General features: G+C 68.0%; 16 protein-coding genes and 5 pseudogenes. 14 read left to right on the top strand and 7 right to left on the bottom strand.

Going from position 1 to position 17,764, the window contains the following annotated elements; translation table 11 throughout:
- Positions 1 to 37: 37 nt before the first annotated feature.
- The 6 genes and pseudogenes from ACFVYE_RS25495 to ACFVYE_RS25520 all read left to right on the top strand — a co-directional run.
- A pseudogene (locus tag ACFVYE_RS25495) lies at positions 38 to 742 on the top strand (dienelactone hydrolase family protein); the annotation flags it as partial.
- Positions 743 to 1,181: 439 nt separating this feature from the next.
- On the top strand, positions 1,182 to 1,385 hold the full coding sequence (locus tag ACFVYE_RS25500) for an RlpA-like double-psi beta-barrel domain-containing protein (RefSeq protein ID WP_389607451.1): 204 nt from the start codon (positions 1,182 to 1,184) through the stop codon (positions 1,383 to 1,385).
- Positions 1,386 to 1,396: 11 nt separating this feature from the next.
- Positions 1,397 to 2,011, top strand: a complete 615-nt coding sequence (locus ACFVYE_RS25505) for a cell wall protein (RefSeq protein ID WP_389607452.1) — start codon at positions 1,397 to 1,399, stop codon at positions 2,009 to 2,011.
- A 31-nt stretch (positions 2,012 to 2,042) separates the two neighbouring features.
- Positions 2,043 to 2,945, top strand: a complete 903-nt coding sequence (locus tag ACFVYE_RS25510; protein WP_389607453.1) for a MauE/DoxX family redox-associated membrane protein — start codon at positions 2,043 to 2,045, stop codon at positions 2,943 to 2,945.
- 384 nt (positions 2,946 to 3,329) lie between these two features.
- Positions 3,330 to 3,652 (top strand): annotated as a pseudogene (locus ACFVYE_RS25515) (transposase); the annotation flags it as partial.
- A 145-nt stretch (positions 3,653 to 3,797) separates the two neighbouring features.
- Complete coding sequence (locus ACFVYE_RS25520) at positions 3,798 to 4,409, top strand: hypothetical protein (RefSeq protein WP_383977155.1); 612 nt, start codon at positions 3,798 to 3,800, stop codon at positions 4,407 to 4,409.
- Between the two features lie 190 nt (positions 4,410 to 4,599).
- Here the strand turns inward: ACFVYE_RS25520 and ACFVYE_RS25525 are convergent, their stop codons facing one another.
- The gene (locus ACFVYE_RS25525; protein WP_383977178.1) at positions 4,600 to 5,880 is read right to left on the bottom strand and encodes an ATP-binding protein; all 1,281 of its coding nucleotides are present in this window, start codon (positions 5,878 to 5,880) and stop codon (positions 4,600 to 4,602) included.
- A 405-nt stretch (positions 5,881 to 6,285) separates the two neighbouring features.
- On the opposite strand from ACFVYE_RS25525, the gene ACFVYE_RS25530 reads away from it, so the two are divergent.
- The 3 genes and pseudogenes from ACFVYE_RS25530 to ACFVYE_RS25540 all read left to right on the top strand — a co-directional run bounded on the left by ACFVYE_RS25530 (position 6,286) and on the right by ACFVYE_RS25540 (position 7,485).
- Complete coding sequence (locus ACFVYE_RS25530; RefSeq protein WP_383083151.1) at positions 6,286 to 6,486, top strand: CsbD family protein; 201 nt, start codon at positions 6,286 to 6,288, stop codon at positions 6,484 to 6,486.
- A gap of 253 nt (positions 6,487 to 6,739) precedes the next feature.
- Positions 6,740 to 6,909: pseudogene (locus ACFVYE_RS25535) on the top strand (PaaI family thioesterase); the annotation flags it as partial.
- Positions 6,910 to 7,239: 330 nt separating this feature from the next.
- On the top strand, positions 7,240 to 7,485 hold the full coding sequence (locus tag ACFVYE_RS25540) for a hypothetical protein (protein ID WP_383977158.1): 246 nt from the start codon (positions 7,240 to 7,242) through the stop codon (positions 7,483 to 7,485).
- 163 nt (positions 7,486 to 7,648) lie between these two features.
- Here the strand turns inward: ACFVYE_RS25540 and ACFVYE_RS25545 are convergent, their stop codons facing one another.
- Together ACFVYE_RS25545 and ACFVYE_RS25550 are read right to left on the bottom strand one after the other, a co-directional pair.
- On the bottom strand, positions 7,649 to 7,831 hold the full coding sequence (locus ACFVYE_RS25545) for a hypothetical protein (RefSeq protein ID WP_383977161.1): 183 nt from the start codon (positions 7,829 to 7,831) through the stop codon (positions 7,649 to 7,651).
- Positions 7,832 to 7,859: 28 nt separating this feature from the next.
- The gene (locus ACFVYE_RS25550) at positions 7,860 to 8,132 is read right to left on the bottom strand and encodes a helix-turn-helix domain-containing protein (protein WP_383977164.1); all 273 of its coding nucleotides are present in this window, start codon (positions 8,130 to 8,132) and stop codon (positions 7,860 to 7,862) included.
- A 513-nt stretch (positions 8,133 to 8,645) separates the two neighbouring features.
- On the opposite strand from ACFVYE_RS25550, the gene ACFVYE_RS25555 reads away from it, so the two are divergent.
- Together ACFVYE_RS25555 and ACFVYE_RS25560 are read left to right on the top strand one after the other, a co-directional pair.
- Positions 8,646 to 9,053 carry a YciI family protein gene (locus tag ACFVYE_RS25555; RefSeq protein WP_383977167.1) on the top strand — a complete coding sequence of 136 codons (408 nt, stop codon included), beginning with the start codon at positions 8,646 to 8,648 and terminating at the stop codon, positions 9,051 to 9,053.
- Between the two features lie 8 nt (positions 9,054 to 9,061).
- Positions 9,062 to 10,207 (top strand): RNA polymerase sigma factor, encoded by a 1,146-nt coding sequence (locus tag ACFVYE_RS25560; protein ID WP_383977170.1) that lies wholly within the window; start codon positions 9,062 to 9,064, stop codon positions 10,205 to 10,207.
- Between the two features lie 556 nt (positions 10,208 to 10,763).
- On the opposite strand, the gene ACFVYE_RS25565 is transcribed toward ACFVYE_RS25560, so the two are convergent.
- Positions 10,764 to 11,240, bottom strand: coding sequence for a hypothetical protein (locus ACFVYE_RS25565; protein ID WP_383977173.1), 477 nt, complete (start codon positions 11,238 to 11,240; stop codon positions 10,764 to 10,766).
- A 277-nt stretch (positions 11,241 to 11,517) separates the two neighbouring features.
- Here ACFVYE_RS25565 and ACFVYE_RS25570 point away from each other — a divergent pair.
- A pseudogene (locus ACFVYE_RS25570) lies at positions 11,518 to 11,693 on the top strand (IS1380 family transposase); the annotation flags it as partial.
- A 163-nt stretch (positions 11,694 to 11,856) separates the two neighbouring features.
- Here the strand turns inward: ACFVYE_RS25570 and ACFVYE_RS25575 are convergent.
- The 3 genes from ACFVYE_RS25575 to ACFVYE_RS25585 form a co-directional block, all read right to left on the bottom strand.
- On the bottom strand, positions 11,857 to 12,153 hold the full coding sequence (locus tag ACFVYE_RS25575) for a hypothetical protein (protein ID WP_383977175.1): 297 nt from the start codon (positions 12,151 to 12,153) through the stop codon (positions 11,857 to 11,859).
- A 315-nt stretch (positions 12,154 to 12,468) separates the two neighbouring features.
- Positions 12,469 to 12,981 carry a lamin tail domain-containing protein gene (locus tag ACFVYE_RS25580; protein ID WP_383967452.1) on the bottom strand — a complete coding sequence of 171 codons (513 nt, stop codon included), beginning with the start codon at positions 12,979 to 12,981 and terminating at the stop codon, positions 12,469 to 12,471.
- 578 nt (positions 12,982 to 13,559) lie between these two features.
- Positions 13,560 to 15,542: a SpoIIE family protein phosphatase gene (locus ACFVYE_RS25585; RefSeq protein WP_389607454.1), complete on the bottom strand. Its 1,983-nt coding sequence runs from the start codon at positions 15,540 to 15,542 to the stop codon at positions 13,560 to 13,562.
- A 385-nt stretch (positions 15,543 to 15,927) separates the two neighbouring features.
- On the opposite strand from ACFVYE_RS25585, the pseudogene ACFVYE_RS25590 reads away from it, so the two are divergent.
- Together ACFVYE_RS25590 and ACFVYE_RS25595 are read left to right on the top strand one after the other, a co-directional pair.
- Positions 15,928 to 16,528 (top strand): annotated as a pseudogene (locus ACFVYE_RS25590) (hypothetical protein); the annotation flags it as partial.
- 155 nt (positions 16,529 to 16,683) lie between these two features.
- On the top strand, positions 16,684 to 17,055 hold the full coding sequence (locus ACFVYE_RS25595) for a hypothetical protein (protein WP_389607455.1): 372 nt from the start codon (positions 16,684 to 16,686) through the stop codon (positions 17,053 to 17,055).
- The last annotated feature ends 709 nt before the right edge of the window (positions 17,056 to 17,764 follow it).

Raw genomic sequence — 17,764 nt, forward strand, 5'->3', positions numbered from 1 at the left:
GACATCGTCCGACAAAAGGGCCCACCTTCTTGAGGCCACCGAGCAACAGCAGGTGGACGCAGCAACCGCGGGAGGAGCGGCTATGGCGGCCGCGGATCCGGAAGTCGTCGTGCACGCCGGACCGGTCCGGCTCCACGGGCAGCTGTCTGTCCCCGAAGGAGCCACGGGCGTCGTCGTGTTCGCCCACGGCAGCGGCAGCAGCCGACACAGCCCGCGCAACCGCTACGTCTCGACCTCGCTGAACAAGGTCGGCCTGGCCACGCTGCTGTTCGACCTTCTCACGGCGGAGGAGGAACTGGACCGCGCGCACGTCTTCGACACCGCTCTGCTGGCCCGCCGCTTGGCCGACGCCACCCGCTGGCTGCTCGACCGGTCCGAGACCCATGGCCTCGCGGTCGGCTACTTCGGCGCCAGTACCGGTGCAGCCGCCGCGTTGTGGGCGGCCGCGGAACCGGAATCCCCGGCCGCGGCGGTCGTCTCGCGCGGCGGCAGGCCCGATCTGGCCGGGCCCCGCCTGGCGGCGGTGACCGCGCCCACGCTGCTCATCGTCGGAGGCGATGACGGCGTGGTGCTGGACCTCAACCGTCAGGCCCAGGCACTGCTGCGCTGCGAGAGCCGACTGGCCGTGGTCCCCGGCGCCACTCACCTGTTCGAGGAGCCCGGTGCTCTCGGGAAGGTGGCGGACCTGGCCGGAGGGTGGTTCGCCGATCACCTGGGTCGGCGTGGAGGACCAGGAGGCTGAGCGCCGGCGCGCCGCGCGGGCGGGTTCGCCCCCATCGATCGACGCGGAGCGAGGCCCTCGCGGGCCATCTATGCAAGCCGCTTGTCTACGCGCATCATTGGGTTGCTTCGCTCGCACAACCATCCCCGGCCGCAACACGGGCGTCCCCGCCTCACATGTGCCTGTCGACGGTCGGCCAGAACTTGTCATGCACTTGTCATTTTCTAGGAGGGGCAACACGATGGCTTGCGGATCAACCAGCCTGTGGGCCGGTGAAACCAGCTGGTTCTGCTGCGGCAACGCCTGGGGGCCATGCTCCAGTGCCGGCGGCGGCGCCTGCGGCAACTGTCAGTCCAGCGCACACCACGGTGCGTGGCCCAACGCCTCACAGGCGTGCTGGAACATCACCCGGCCCGACCTCTGTGGCGAGAACATCCCCAGACGCGGCTGCGGTGCGGTCATGAACGTCAAGCACCAGTGCTCGAGCGCGACGGTGTGCATCACGATCACCGACTGCGGCCCGCGCACCAAGGACTGGTGCGGCGAGGCGACTTGCTGCAACGGCACCTGTCGCACCAACCGTGTCCTCGACCTGACGCCGGCCGCCTTCTCGGCGATCGGCAACCTGAGCTCGGGCAAGCTGCCGGTCTACATCTACGAGTGAGGAGGACCGACATGACGGTACGACACGACCGGGCCGACGGGATGCGCCGCCGGCGCTTCCTCACCAATGCCGCCCTCGGCGGCGCGACCATCATCGGCGCGAGCGCGCTCGGCGGCCTCGACGCCGAGGCCGCCTTCGCCGCGGAACCCTCGCTCGACCCCGCGATAGCCAAGTCCACCTTCGTGGAGGGCCGCATCACGGGCATCACCGGCAGCATCCTGGAAGTGGCCGGATCCAATGGCGGCCACTCCCGGGTGCAGATGACCAACGTCACCAGTGTGTGGAAAGTGCGCGCCACCACAGCCGAAGTGATCGAGGTCGGCGACGGGCTCTACGCACGCGGCGTCAAGATGCCCGACGGCACCGTGGCCGCCGACGCGGTGTGGGTGAACATCGTGAATCTGGACACGCAGATCCGCGGCATCGCGAAGAACCGACTGCACCTCGCCCACGGGCAGCACGAACTGGTCGGCCATGTCGCCCCGGACGCCAGCGCCTCCTACGCGGGTCGCGCGCTCACGTCCGACCTGTCCCGGCTGCGCATCGGGCAGAGCGCCCAGGTGCTCGGTGCCTGGCGTCCGTCCGACAACTCCGTGGACGTCGTCCGCATCTCCGTCGGGCACTGATGCAGGCCCAAGGACGCAGAGAGAGGAAGAGATGCTGTCACTGACAACGAGCCTCGCCCCGCTGGTCCTCGCGGGCCTGCTCGGGTGGACCGGAGCAGTCAAGGTGTTCAGCCGGGGCACGGCACAGCAGGCGCCGAAGACGGCACTGGCCCGCATGCTGCGCAGCAGCGAGCGGGCCACGACGGTGCTGCGTGCGACCGGCGCAGGTGAGCTCCTCATCGCCGCAGGTCTGCTGGTGGTCCCGGCGAACCCGGTGCCGGGGGCCGCCGCCGCGGTCCTCGGGGCGGGATTCGTCGGCTACCTCGGCTACGGCCGGGCCGTGGCACCGGAATCCTCCTGCGGCTGCTCGGCAAGTGAGGACACCCGCATCACCTGGCGGGCGTTCGCACGGGCGGCGGTCGTGCTCATCGGCGGGACCACGGTGGCGGTGACACAGGGCGCCTGGTGGCCGGCGATCTCCGAGCGGCCTGCCGGAGCCCTGGTCTTCCTGGCCGGGGCAGCGGCGGTTCTGGTCGCCCTCTCGGCCGACCTCGACCAGTGGTGGCTGCTGCCACTGCGCCGGACGAGGCTGCGCGTCCTCGGGCACCCGCTCCTCGGCACCGCCGCCGGGAACCAGGTGCCGGTCGCGGCGAGCGTCGAACTCCTGGAGAACTCCCTGGCCTGGCAGGCCGCCGCACCAGTGGTCCGGTCCGCCCTGCTGGACCACTGGGAGGACAACGGCTGGCGCATTCTCCAGTACTCGGGTGTGCACGGGGACCGGGAGAACGCGCGCCCGGTCGCGGTGGTGTTCGCACTCGACGCCACGGCCGGCCGCGACACCGGTGGCGACCCGGTCGTCCGTGTCAGTTATGTCGACGCGGACAGCGGGGAGGCGGTCGCCATGGACGAACTCAACGCGGTGCCGTCACGGAAGATCTTGCCGATGGCAGGCTGACGCCGCGGACGGATACCTCGGCCCGCCACGAGCCGAGGAACACAACTGGGCCGGGCCCGCGACAGCCGCGGGCCCGGCCCAACTGACAAGGCGACCCCAAAACAACAGCCGACCCGCCCCCCACCCGCCCCCAGTTTCCGCGAACAAACACCGCCAAAAGCAGCACCAGACGGGTCGCACGGAGGAAGCCGAAGCCGTCCGGCGCCAAGCCACCAACAACGGATGCACAGACGTCATGTACAACCTCGGCATCCTGCTGCACAGACGGGTCGCACCGAGGAAGGCGAAACCGTCTGGCGACGCGCCACCGACACCGGACACCCATGCCGCCACGAAGCTCGTGCTGAAACACAGGCGAGTAATGTCCAGCGTCCCGGTCAAACCGCCAACAGCCTGGCCGCGCTCAGGTCCATCCGCGCCGCCCACGCCGACGGCGCCCCGATCCACGTGATCATGGACAACGTCTCCGCCTGCAAGAGCGCCGAGATCCGTCGGTGGGCGCGGAAGAACAACGTCGTGCTGTCCTTCACCCCGACGAGCGCCTCCTGGGCCAATCCGATCGATGCGCACTTCGGACCGCTGCGGCAGTTCACCCTGGCCAACTCGAGCCACCTCAACCACACCGTTCAGACCCGAGAGCTGCACCGCCATCTGCGCCGTGCAATGCCAACGCCCGCCACTGCGACCTGCTGGCTGTCCACCGCCGGGCGTTGCGGCTCCGGCCCCTCGGCGAGAGCGCCCAACCCCGGAAGCCCGCCAACCGGGCGTGCTTGCGGGCCGGTCCGGCATGGCGCCGTGCCGAGGCGCGATGTGCCCGGATGCTGATGGCCTCCGAACCATGCAGGAGAGACCATGGACGACCTCAGCCGTCGAGAAGCCCGGCAAGCATCATCCACTGGCGCGAGCCATGATCCTCCCGGTCAGCCGGGGGTCATCGGCATTGCGCTCGCCGCCGTGCTGACCGCCGCACTCGCGCAGGGTTCCTGGCAATGGTTCTCCACCTACATCGGAGTGACGCTTCTTGCGTTGATTTTCTCCTTTTACCGACTGCCTACGTGGATCCCTGGCCTCGGATCCACGTACATGCGGAATCTGGCCGCGTATTCGCTGGTTGTCGGCCTGTGTGTAGCGATCACACTGGCCCCCGCGCTGCAGCGCTGGGCATGGCTGTTCCCGATGCCCGGCACTCGTAGCGGGTGCCCTGAGCTCGGCAGGTACGAAGGCATCCGCACGGAGGCCGCGCTGGCGAACCTGGTTGGTCGCGACAGCGCCGCCGTGGCTCACGCACAGCAGGCCCAGGCCCATGATGCTGTTGCCGACTGTCTGTCAGCCACTACGACCCTGTGGCTGCCGGTGTACGGAGCCGGGGCGGCCGTACTGGTGGGTCTCGGCGCGTGGTCCCTTGACCGAACTCGAGTGAGGAGAGAGGCGGCCGTGGCCAGCCGAATTCCCCGCAAGGACTGAACAGGAGTGCGAACGCGACGGGACGGCAAGGAGTGGCTGTCAGAGCCACCGCCGGCCTCTGACCGATTTCGACAAGCGGTGTGTTTCGATTCCCCCGCTGTCCTCGCCGAAGCGGAGCCTTCGCGATCGCGCAAACTGCCGTAAACCCTGTTCCCAGCAGCGCTGAGCAGTGGGCCGGGAACACCCGGCATCACATGCGCGCATGGTGCTCGATGTCTTCTCTGAACTTGGTGAGAGCCTGGTCGGTGAGTGTGGGGCGGGTGTCGGCGATGGCATCGAGGTAGTCCTCGGTGCTGGCCGGCGCACCTTTGCGGTCGGTGACTTCGCGTTCGAATGCGGCGTGGGAGCCTTTACGAGCGGCGAACTCGATGTCGGCGGGCGTGAACATCTCACTGGCTGACACCAGTCGATGCAGCTTGATGTCGTTGGCGGTGGGGCCGAGGTAGCGCTGCCAGATCGCCGCCCGTGCTTTTGGATCGGGAGGGCCGACCGGAATGACGTAGTCGAACCGGCCGGGACGCAGGAACGCCGGATCAAGGGAGCGGACGGAGTTGGTGGCGCAGATCAGCAGGCGGTTGTCGTGGTCGCGGAAACCGGGGATCAGCTTGAGCAGTTCATTGGTGACTCCGTGGCCGGGATCGACAGCCTGACCGGACCGGACGCCGGCGATCTCCTCGACCTCGTCGATGAACAGAAGAACTGATTCCAGCTCCGCCAGATCGGCGAACGTGTCCCGCAGTGAGGCGGCCAGGCCGCCGGTGGCACCCTCCGTGAGCCGGGAGGGAAAGAGTTCCACAAACGGCCAGGCCAGCCGGGAGGCGACCGCCTTGGCGAAACTGGTCTTTCCCGTGCCCGGCGGGCCGAAGAGGATGACGGCTTTCGGCGGCGTCACTCCGTACCGGTCGGCCAACACGGGCTCGGCCAGCGGCAGCACGATCCGCCGCTCGATGGCTTCTCTCTCGCGTTCCATGCCCGCGAGGGCAGCCCAGAGCCCCTGCGGTAGCACCCTTCCGCCGAGCTCCGCGAGCAGACCTGCATCACTCGCCCCCAGATGCTCGACCTTCTCGTAGAAGGTCAACCCGTCGCGAGTACGGTAGCCGGAGTTTTCCAGCGCCGTGGTTCCCGTGGCCCCTGGGGCGAGCAACGCACCGATACGGCGCACCCCCTGTATGCGCAGACGCCTCTCGATTTCCGCGATCAGGGCGCTCCCGAGTCCGCGGTTGCGCCACACCCTTGCGAGCGCCACCAGAGTGATCCAGGCCCGCTCGCCCTGGGCCTGCGCCACTGCCATGCCCACCAGGTCCTCGTCGACCACTGCAACAACTACGGTCCCGCCGGTCCGGGCCGAGGCCATGACCTCAGAGACGGGGAACACGGGAGGCATATCGTCGTCCTGCCGGTCCTGATCCCATATCTGGATTGCACGGTCCAGATCGTCGTCACGGAAGTCCCGCAATCGCCACGTCGGCATCATCGCCACCTTGTCGGCATGTCGCCACCGCCACGCCGACACCCTGACGCGGGCTGCCCAGCGACTGCCCCGCTCTACTCCTACTTCATTCTCCGCGCCGATCAGATGCCCGTCGACCGGGCGGAGGTCCACCACCCGGGAGAGATCCCGGCGATTGATAATCGGCAGCAGTCCCGGCAAGTCCCGGCCGCTCAATGTCGGTGGCACGGTCTTCAATCTTCAGTGGCAACGCTTGAGCTTCCATGACACAGGACACCTGTGGGTGACCCCGCCGACGGGGGTGTGGCGGGGTCCAGGCCAGTGTGCCAGGTGCATCCTCCCTCTCACTGCGTCTCACACAAGGCGACCTGACTTGAGGTGTCCTAGCTTGGGAAGGGCAAGAATTCGTCCACGCGAGGAGTCGTGATGGCTCACGGAAGCAGCAAGGACAAGCTCACAGGCAAGGCGAAGGAAGCCATGGGCAAGATGACTGGCAACCGACGCAAGGAAGCCGAGGGGAAGGCAGACCAGGCCAAGGGACGGGCGAAGGAAGCCGTAGATGACGCCCAGAAGCGCATTCCCGGAAAGTCCGGCCCGAAGGATCCGCTGATCACCGACGACGAGTAGATACAGGCCCCGGGCCCCTGTCCGAGCGGCGGGGGCTCGGTCCCATGAAAGACAGCCCATAATCGAACTCGCGTCCGTCCTGCTTGCCTGATCCGCCCCGTCTCTGCACGTTCGCGATATGGCTCGTCGTTTCCCTCGACCGGGGTCCGGCAGCAGGGCTCCACATGGAGCACGTGGAAGCCAGACGCCCAAGGAAACGGCGAGCCCCGAGCGGCAGGCGCGCATCCAGGACAGTTTCGATCGCCAGAGGCCGATGGGCCATCTCGGTGCGCGCGTAGCACGCATCGCCGCGGGACACGTACGCATCGTGCTCCCGGTCCGGCCCGAATTGACCCAACAGAACGGCTACTTCCACGCGGGGAGCCAACCAGCGCCATCGCGGACGGCGCAGGCGGCTACGCGGCGCTCACTCTGTTCACCGACCTCGGTCGGCCAACGAGAACGGTCGCTGATGGATCGAGGCACCGCGCAACTGCCGGCCTGGGTGGCCTGACAACGCGGGAGAAAATGGCAACTTCGTGAGACGCAGCCAGCGCCCACGGCGCTCTCGCCGATCAGACGGCGCAGGTCACACCGGCTCACGCCGAAATCCGCAAGAACGCCAGATGCCGACGGTGGCCCGGCCAGCCAGTTAGGGAGACAGGCCAGGGGCGACCGGGCCACCGCCGGTATCTCCATCCTCATGCCAGACCCGCACCGCCGCATCCGGGCCGGCCAGATGCGCCCGCCGTCGCCCCGGGCCACCCTGGAGTCATGGCAACACCACCGATTACCATCCACGCACCCACCCCGTCCGGCGCCCGGCCCGTGACCGTGCACGTCAACAGCCGCGACGAAAGACTCGGACTCGCACACAGCGATCACGACCTCATCGTGTTCCTCGCCGACGCCGGCTTGGCGGACCCGGAGCGGATCCTCGGCAACCCTGCCGTGGTCCAGTGGCAAGGCGCCGCGGCACATCGGTACGAGGTCATCGCCAGCCGTTCGTCAAAGACGTGATGACGGTCGGGCCTGTTGATCTGATACAACCTCTGCACGCCGCGCAAGGCATCGAGCAGTTCGAGAGCGCGTGGTGAGTGATGCCCCTACAGCGTGGTGAACGTCACCAAGGTGATGAAGCCACTGTTCTTGAACTCTCCGACGATTTGCGGCTCTTCGTAGATCAGCCTGGGTCGGCTCGTTCGGCTGATCGAGACTTGGTCGACGGACGCCGGTAGGGGCGGGTGCCGTCTGCGGCGAGCAGGATCCGGATCCAGTAGTTGGTGAGATTACGGAAGCCGTGGGCGAGTCGGCGGGTCTTCTCGATGACGCCGTTGATGGCTTCGACTCGGTACCACCGTGACATGCCTCCGGTGTCGAAGTGGGCAAGGATCTCAGTGCGCCACTGGCGTGGCGCGCCAGATGTGCTCGTCCACCCAGATGGCCTTCACCCCTGATGCGCGCTTCTTGATGTCGATCGAGTTCTCGGCGTGCTTCTTGACCGCGTTCCAGCAGGTGTGCCAGTTCACCCCGAGCCGCCGCGCGATCGCCGACACTGTGGTGTCGTCGAGCCGCAGCAGGCTGACCGCCCTCTCCACCGCCCGGCTGGTGAGCTTGGCCCGCGGCGGCGCGAAGTCGTGCTCCCGGTCCCGGTCCCTCGACGACACGAGGTTCGGGGCAGCGCCAGATCCGCTTGCGCCACCGCACCCGCACCGGCGTGCCGAAGAACGGGGCATTGTGCAGGGCCCTGGACGTACCGGCCGTGGCCGACCGCGACCACCCCGCAGCCTGGTCAGCCGGTCAGCTCGGCCTCGACCTCCCGCACCACCAGACCCTGTCCACCGCCAACGTCGGGGATCGCGGGTGCCGTCGAGGACGCGCATGCCCTCCACGCCGAACAACTCATCGGTCCGAGCGCACCACAACGCGCCAGGACCACACGTGGTGACGCACGCCTTCTCTTGATTCAGTTGCTCGGTCGCTGCTGATCTTGGAAGGCGCCTCCCTCGGTCTCACTCTTGCGCCACGCCGTGGACCCGGACACTGCGAGACGGCTCACCCAGGTTCATGTACAAGACCCAAAAAAAGATTCGGACCGCGATGTCGAGAATTCGTGACTGGCTCCGTCCCCGCAATGAACGCGACCACAATGGGTCGCACCAGCACCGAGGAGAACCACGATGGCCAAGTACTTGCTGCTCAAGCACTACCGCGGCGCCCCGGCTGCGGTCAACGACGTGCCCATGGACCAGTGGACGCCGGAAGAGATCTCGGCCCACGTGAAGTACATGCAGGACTTCGCGGCCCGGCTTGAGGGGACCGGCGAGTTCGTCGACGGTCAGGCGCTCGCCCCCGAGGGGACGTTCGTACGGTACGACGGCGAGGGTCGGCCGCCGGTCACCGACGGCCCATTCGCCGAGACCAAGGACCTCATCGCCGGCTGGATGGTGATCGACGTCGACAGCTACGAGCGCGCCATCGAGCTGGCCGGCGAGCTGTCGGCCGCCCCTGGGGCAGGCGGGAAGCCCATCCACGAGTGGCTCGAGCTGCGCCCGTTCCTGGCCGCGCCGCCCACCATCACGGAATAACCTCTGAGATGAACGAGCTCCTGCTCCGGAGCCTCACGCCGAGCGTGCTCGGGATCCTCGTCCGCCGCGGAGCCGACTTCGCGGCGGCCGAGGACGCCGTGCAGGACGCGCTGGTCGAGGCGGTCCGCGTCTGGCCGGCCGACCCGCCGCGCGACCCGAAGGGCTGGCTGGTCACCGTGGCCTGGCGCCGGTTCCTCGACGCGACCCGGGCGGACGCCGCCCGCCGTCGGCGTGAGGACCTCGTCGACGAGGAGCCGGCGCCCGGGCCCGCACCCGCGGTGGACGACACGCTCCAGCTCTACTTCCTGTGCGCCCACCCGTCGCTGACGCCGTCGTCCGCGGTCGCGCTCACGCTGCGCGCCGTCGGCGGGCTGACCACCCGCCAGATCGCCCAGGCCTACCTGGTGCCCGAGGCGACCATGGCGCAGCGCATCAGCCGAGCCAAGCGCACCGTCTCCGGCGTGCGGTTCGACCAGCCCGGCGACGTCGCCACCGTGCTGCGCGTCCTCTACTTGGTCTTCAACGAGGGCTACTCCGGCGACATCGACCTCGCCGCCGAGGCCATCCGGCTCACCCGGCAGCTCGCGGCCGCGATCGACCACCCCGAGGTAGCGGGGCTGCTCGCCCTCATGCTGCTCCACCACGCCCGGCGCGCCGCCCGGACCGCGCCCGACGGCAGCCTGGTGCCGCTCGCCGAGCAGGACCGCGGCCGGTGGGACACTGAGTCGATCGCGGAGGGCGTCGAAATCCTGCAGGCGGCCCTCGCCCGCGACCGGCTGGGCGAGTTCCAGGCCCAGGCCGCCATCGCGGCACTCCACGCCGACGCGCCCACCGCCGAGGAGACTGACTGGGTGCAGATCGTCGAGTGGTACGACGAGCTCGCGCGCCTGACCGACAGCCCGGTAGTCCGGCTCAACCGCGCGGTGGCCGTCGGCGAGGCCGACGGACCGCGCTCCGGCCTGGCGGCGCTCGTGGCGCTGGACGACTCACTGCCCCGCCACGCCGCGGTGGCGGCGTACCTCCACGAGCGCGACGGCGACCTGGCGGCGGCGGCACGGCTGTACGCCGAGGCGGCCCAGAAAGCGCCCAACCTCGCCGAGCGCGACCACCTCACGCGCCAGGCCGCCCGGCTCAACGCCCGCGGGTGTCGCTGACGGGTCGCGCTCGGATCTACCCGCAGCACTTGGCGCGGCCCCGTGGCCAGAGCGGTCGCCTCAAAGTGAGCAGGCGGGTCGAGACCCGCTGCGCGACGCATTGCCGGTGGGGAAACTCAGCGGCGACGACAGGCGCGCTGAAGGCGTGGTGTCTCAATGGACCCACCCGCTGAAGTGCCCGGTGAAGGTGAACTATCTGCGACGGTTCACCTGCCCGAAAAGCGGTTCACCCAGACTCATCCACGAAGAGCCTGATTTTCACCATCTGACCATCCATGAACAGGAACCGAGGCGGCCTACTATGCGCTGAGAAACGACGAGTAATTCTGGTCTTCATCTTATTCGGAGCAGGCGTTGAAATAGTTGACGGAATAGTGCACGGTGCACGATGGACCGGGCGGGCGCATCAGCGTGACAGGCAGCAGCTTTCGCGCCCCGATGAGTGGGGACCGAGGCAGCAGAGGCGCCGGGAAAGGAGGCATCAGACCTGTGAAGCAAACAGGTCTGATGCAGCGGGGGTCACTACAAGGAACCCCGGAACGACGCTACCGAGGGGTCAGTCTCCCGTGTTGGTGGCCCAGACCGGGCGCCTGTCCGCGTTGTAGACGACTACGTTGCCATCGTCCTGGACTGCGAGGTACGCACCCTTGCGCCAGGTACCGGAGGCCCAGAGCGGGTGGCCGCCACGGTCGTACAGGACGAAGTTCCCGTCTTCCTGCATGACCGCGTGGTCACCGTTGGGGTAGGCGCCGGGGGCCTGCCACACCGGTCGGTTGTCCTTGTAGAGGACGAAGTTCCCGTCCTGCTGCACCCGCAGGATGGCCCGGCCGTTCCCCGAGGTCCAGGCGTGGTTCTTGTACAGCGTCGCCCTCGGGTGGATCAGCGTGTCGGACGTGGGGCGCGCACCAAAGGCCTGGGCGTGGCGAACCGTAGTCGGCGCGGACACGGAGGCCTGAGCGGTACCCGCCAGCGTTCCGCCGACCGCGAGCAGCGCGGTCGCGACGGCGAGCGACGGGAAGGTACGGAGTTTCATCAATTTCCCTTCGAGAGATCGGAGGCGTCCTGCTTTCAGGTCGCGCCATGAAACTCCCACAGATCCTTCGGAGGAAACCTGTTCCGAAAGATCTGGAGTTAGTGCGGATTACTGAAATCCATATCAGCATGGATGGATTTTTGTTTCACAGAAAACCACCTCTCAGCCCCAGGGTGATTTCCACTGGCCTCGCCGTCTCACTTGGATAGGGCGGCTGGTGGGGCGAAAACGCGAAAGTGCCTTCCTGACCTGGGACGATGAGCCTTGCTGAGGGGTTCTGGCGGTCCAAGCAGAGGGCACTTTCTACGTGCAGAGTTCGGGTTGCGTCCCAGGGTCCATGTCAGTGCCGATGGTTCGGGGGTGGTCGGTCATGCCGGGGCACGGTTGCCGGCCGATCTCGCTGATGCCACCGGGCTGACAGCCGCGTACTCCACCGCGCTCAGGTCGCTTCGGCTGAGTCGGCGATGTCTTGCCCAGGACCGGTCCGTCCACGCCGCGAGGTCCGTCAGCGTGTTCAGGCGCCGGACGCACGGACGTCGAGGCCCCCGCCACCAGACACACAAACGGCGGGTGTCCCCTCAGCCGTTCAGGGGGACACCCGCCTTGCGTAAGTGTGTCAGTGGTCGTCCCAGTGCCCGTCATGGCCGGCGTGCCGGTGACCGTCGTGCACGTAGTCAACGTGATCTCCATGCGGCACCGCAACATGCCCGCACCCGTCGCCATGCTGGTGCGCGTGGTCGCCGTGAACGGTGTGCCCGCTCGACTCGCACTCGTCCACATGCTCGTCGTGAACGCGGTGGAAATGACCGTCGTGCGCGTAGTCCACGTGGTCCTCGTGCGGGACGGCGACGTGGCCGCAGCCCTCACTGTGCTGATGCGTGTGGTCGGGATGGGGGGCATGTGCAGCGGTCATGACGTTCTCCGGTCGTGCCTCGGAAGCCACCTGCGCGCATTCGGATTGCGCCACTGGCTCGATCTTCCCCTCCAACGAGCACCGGTACAGCCTTGTCACCCTGGCACGGCCGTTCGGGTGCGAAACGTATCCAATGGGGAGTAACCCTCCCGGACCATGGCCCCTCTGCCCGTCCAGCCCGTGATGCCCCGGCACGCCGCAGCCCCCGGAAAGCCCGGCGACCGCACGAGCGGCGTGCCGCCACCCCGGGGGCGGGGGGTGGCGGCACGCCGCAGCTTCGAGAGGGCCCGTGGTCAGTGGCGGGCGGGGGTCAGGTCAACGGCGGTGCCCGCGGTTGTCGTTGCGGTGGTCGCGGTCACGGCCCCAGGACTCGGTGTCGACGGTGCGACCACGGTTGTCGCGCAGTGTGGCCCGGTCGGAACGGTTGCTCCAGATGTAGTCGCCGCGGCGGTTCTGGTAGACGTCGGTGCGGGTGTCGCGGCCACGCCCGGTGTGGACGCGGACCGTGGCCCGGCCGGCCAGACGCAGGTCGTCGAAGCGGTAACGGTTGCCGTCCCGGTCCGACAGAGTCCACCCATCCAGGTTCACCGCCCGGTGGCCGGTGTTGGCGACCTCGACCCACTCCCCGTTCAGCGAGTGGTTGGAGTAGTCGTCACGGCCCGGGCTGTTGTACTGGATGTCGCCGAGCACGACACGCGAGTACGCCTGGTCATGACGGCCACGGTCGTGGCCGCCATCGGCGGACGCCGGCATCGCCACCACGGCGACGACGGAACCGGCCGCGAGAGCGGTAGCGACGAGACGACGGACGGTACGAGAAGCAGACACGTGATGTCCCCTCAAGTAAGGGCGCCCAGGCCCAGGTCAGAGCCATGCTGCGCAGTGTGGGTCCCGGCCCAGCGAGCCGAGAACCCACACTTTGAAGCACCCGCCCCGGCTCCGACCGGGGCTTCGGCCCGCGTTACATAATGCGGACATTTCCGTAACTGACGGCTGTAACGGTCACACACTCCACGTGAGCGTGGCCCTGACATTCACTGGGCGTGGCAACTATCCCGGTCACTCTCGACGGCAAGCCCTTTCCGGCCCCTCGGCGCTCCACGGTGCACCACCCCACACTCCGCCATCAGTGCTGCACAAATCGGGTAACAGGCACAATGCTGCACTGTTCGAATAATGGCGCGATGATCACACATTCGCGCGAGCAGTTCGCGCCGGCCAGGGTCGGCTGCGGCGAGGCCCGGCTGGGCGGCGGAGAAGCAGTTGCACTCCGGTTACCGGTCCAGCAGATCCGACAGCCCTGGATACACCGACGAGCGGCATGGGACGGCTGGGCGGTGTTTCTCCCTGACGGCCAGTAGCTTCGAACCGCCCTGCTTCGGGGCGGGGGTGGGATGCACCAGTGATCACGGCCGGTGAGCGCGTGCGCGGGAGATGAGAAGGGAGACGTCGTCGTGGTCGTCCTGACGACGCAGCGCACCCAGGAGGTGGTCGCAGGTGGCTTCGAGTGCCCGTTGCGGCTCGGCGAGGAGGTCGAGGAGGGTGTTCAGGCGGGTGTCGATGGGTTGGTCACGGGTTTCGACCAGGCCGTCGGTGTAGAGCAGCAGTTGGTCGCCGGCATCGAGCTGCAGGGTGGTCTGTTCGAACGCGGCAGCGCCGACGCCGAGCGGAATGCCGGTGGGCAGGTCGAGAAGTTCGGGCGGCCTGCCTCGTCGGGTCAGGACAGGCGGTAGGTGGCCGGCGAGGGCAATGAGGCATTGCATGCATTTCGGGTCGTAGACGGCGTATATGCAGGTGGCGAAGCCGGGGTCAAGGCCACCGGCGATGTGGTCGAGGTGCAGAAGAACCTGCGCGGGGTCGAGGTCGAGGTCGGCCAGAGTGCGGACAGCGGTGCGGAGCTGTCCCATAGTCGCGGCAGCGTTGATACCGCTGCCCATCACGTCGCCGATGACCAGGGCGGTCTTGTCGCCCGCCACGGGGATGGCGTCGAACCAGTCACCGCCGACCTCCGCGGAGGCCTGGGCGGGCTGGTAGCGGTAGGCGATCTCCAAGCCGGTCGGCTCAGGCAACTGGTGGGTCATGAGGTGGCGTTGAAGGGTCAGGGCGGTGCGGCGCTGGTTCTGGTACGAGCGGGCATTGTCGATGCACACCGCAGCGCGGGCAGCCAGCTCACCGGCCAGAACGACATCGTCGGGGTCGAACGGCAGCGGGTTGCGGGCGCGGCACAGGTCCATGGCGCCCAGAACCTCCCCGCGGGCGATCAGCGGCACGGCCAGGTAGGCGTGCAGGCCGGCCTGGGCCAGGAGCGCTGCTCCCCGCGGCTCCGCGGCGATGCGCCGCAGGTCCGCATCGGTCAAGGTGGGATAGGCAGCCGTGACTGCCAGCGCCCGGAACAGGGCTGGTGCCCCGGGAGACACCGGACCTGGCTGCCGGTCGTCGAGGACCGCGTCGAGGATGTCGACGGCGGCCAGGTCGGCCAGCTCGGGCACCAGGATGTCGGCCAGCTCCCGGGCGGTTTGTTCCACATCCAAAGTGGTGCCCACCATCACCGAAGCCCGGGCAATGGTCGCCAGCCGCTTGCGGGCATCGGCTGCTTCCAATCCGGCGCGGTGCTGCTCGGTCACATCCACCACTGACGCTGCCACACCCAGGACCCGCCCGGCCGGATCCTCGAGCCGGTAGTACGACACCGACCGGGCAATGTCAGCGGCAGGAGCGGTCGGTGACCGGCCCACGACGAACTGATTGACCAGCGGTCTGCCGGTGTCCAGCACCTGCCGCATCATCGACGCGGCAGCCCCGGGATCGTCCAGGAACCGGAGGACCTCATAGACATCACGGCCGATGTGCTGAGCGGCCGGCAGGTCGTTGAGCCGCTCCAGCGCCGGGTTGACCATCACGTACCGCAGGTCGGTGTCCAAGACCGCCAGGCCGATCGGGGACTGGGCCACCAGCCGCACCGACAGCGCCAGGTCCCGTTCCACCTCCCGCAATGTGGCCTGATCGGTGGCGATACCCAGGGCGTATGTCTGTCCGTGCTCGTCCAGCAGCCGCATGTTACGGAACTCCACCAGCCGCGTACCACCGTCCTTGTGCCGTACGGGAAACACGCCGGCCCAGCTCTCACCACTGCTCATCACCTGCGCGAACAGGTGCAGGACGAGGTCGAAGTGCTCCGGGGCCACCAACAGCTGGGCCGCGAACCGACCCAGTGCTTGCTCCGCGGTCCAGCCGAACAGCTCCTCGGCCTGCGGACTCCACAACGCGATCCTTCCCGCGCCGTCCAGCACCACCGCCGCCACATCCAGCACGTCCAGCAGCCCACCGGGCTCGGACGGGCCAACCTCTACCGAGGCAGAGTCCTCCGGGAACGCATCAGTGGCAGCCACGAGGCACCTCTTCCCCAGAACGCACGGCCGCGCTCGACTCTCCATGGCCCTCTTATCCGTCTCCCATCCTCTCTCCCGACGCTGCCGGCCACCGTGTGAGGCCCTGGCGGGCGGAAAACGCGGAAGGATCCGGCACTCCGGGACGCCGCCTCGGCACAGTCCCCGCCGGCGGACCTGCCGCCTGCCCTGCTCACTCGTTCCGTGACCTGTGCTGTCGCCGTCGGGTACGCGCAACCGGTCCCAGAACTGGCCGCCGAACCGGATTCCGGTGTACGCGGGGCCCTCGTCACCCATCCGGACCTGCCCACCGGCCCGCGCGACCTCCTGGCGGGGCCCCGGACATGTTCCTCCGCAACGCCATCGCGGGCCCCCGGACATGGCCTGACAGAAGGAAGGCGTGTTCATGCAGCTCAACGCCCTGCTCCGGCGGTTGGTACGGGAGACCGAAGGCCGGGACCTTGAGCCAAGCGCTTGCGGCTGGACGCCCGGATCGCCCACACGAACCCCGCGTCACCAAGGCATGGGCCGACATCGGCTACCGCACCAAGGCCGTCGATCACGGCGACCGACACGGCATCGACGTCGAGGGCGTTCGCCGCGCCCCAGCGGAAGGCCTCAAGGTCATCCCTTGGCGCTGGGGCGCGGAAAGGGCCTTCGGCCGGCTCATGAACCGCCGCAGCCTCGCCCGCGACTACGAGACCCACCCCCACCGCTCCGAAGGCGTGATCCACATCGCCATGATCGGCCACATGAGCCGGCGGTTCACTCGCGAGTGCACGCGGCGCAGGCTTCGAGCTCGCGCTCGGGGTTGTGACGCACGAGCTCGGGCCTCCCGCGGAGAGCCGGCTCCGGCCGCGGTGCACTGCTCGACGGCGACGTCCGCAGCAACGACCACGGGGCTCGCGTTCCTCGGAACTCGCTCTCGCCCAAGCACTCCCGTCTCCCGGACAGGCGAGGTCGGCCAACCGAAGCATGCGAGCTGTTGAAATATTCCGACGCAACAACTTTCGGGGTCATGGCCCTCCTCACACCAAAAATAGTTTTTCCTTCAACTACTTCGGAGTACTGTCGCAAGTGCCTGACAAAAGGCAGCCCGTGACTCTGTTCGTGCAGGTCACGGGGCAAGCAAGGAGGAAAGATCATGGCATACACATTTGCGCGTCGGGCTGCCGTCGCGGTGGCCTCTGTGGCAGTCGCAGCGGCCGGACTCCTCGCCACTGGCGGCTCCGCCTCGGCGGCGACCCCCACGACCGGCGACCGGCCTGCCGCCGTCTCCCACTCCACGCGGTCCGCCGACTCCCACCACGAGGGCCGGCCCGGTCGCTGGGACGAGGGTTGGGGTAAGCACGACGACGATGATCGTGGATACCGCGGCCACCACCATGATGGACATCGCCACTGGAACCGCGACCATGATGACCGCGGCCGCTACCGGATAAGCGAAGACGACGCTCGTCGCCAGTGGGTCCTCGACCAGATCTACTGGCTCCAGGACCACGACGCACGTCGCTAGCGGATCCGGGAACACAAAAGTCGTTCATGCCGCTGCGAGCAGCCGTTGATCTTCGTGGTACACCACGGGCGGCTACTTCGACCACAGCGATGTATCACAACGACAACTACCGCTCCCTCCACCGGGAGTGGCAACAGATCGGCACTGGCGCCAGTTCCCAGCCAACGGGGCTCTTGACGCCTGTGGCGGACGCTTGATGCGCGCAGGCTGCTACGGAAGGGCCGAGCAAGCCCGTCCACAGGAGAGAGCCACCTCAAGAACGCGCCTTCAGCAGGTACAGGTCATCTACCGAAGGCACCGTCAAAGGGCTCCGGGCCGGCCCTGAACCACCCCCCTTGGGGGCACTGTCCCCTGCATCGGTCCAGTAATCCGATGCAGGATCCACCGGTCCTGGATGGCCACAGGTGGATGATCAGAGTACGGCTGGTGAAGCCGCACTCAACCACGGGGCGGAATTCGCAGTCGCTTCAAGGGACAGCGGCGACTGGTACACCGAATTCCGCCCCGCGGCACTGAGCGTGAGGCCGAGAGACCGAGCCGGGTGCTCCGTTCAACCCTGACGGCTGGTCATCCAACATATTCCGTTGATGAGTTCCTGCGCTCCTGCACTAAGAGCTGTCCCGTAAGTGTTGGGCGCGGGTGGGATGAGACTGAGCAGCTCAGTTGATGCGGGGGCTCCTGCACGCTGCACCGGGGAATTCGCGGGCGT

The organism is Streptomyces sp. NPDC058239 (genome assembly GCF_042882185.1).
In the GTDB taxonomy this organism is placed as follows: domain Bacteria; phylum Actinomycetota; class Actinomycetes; order Streptomycetales; family Streptomycetaceae; genus Streptomyces.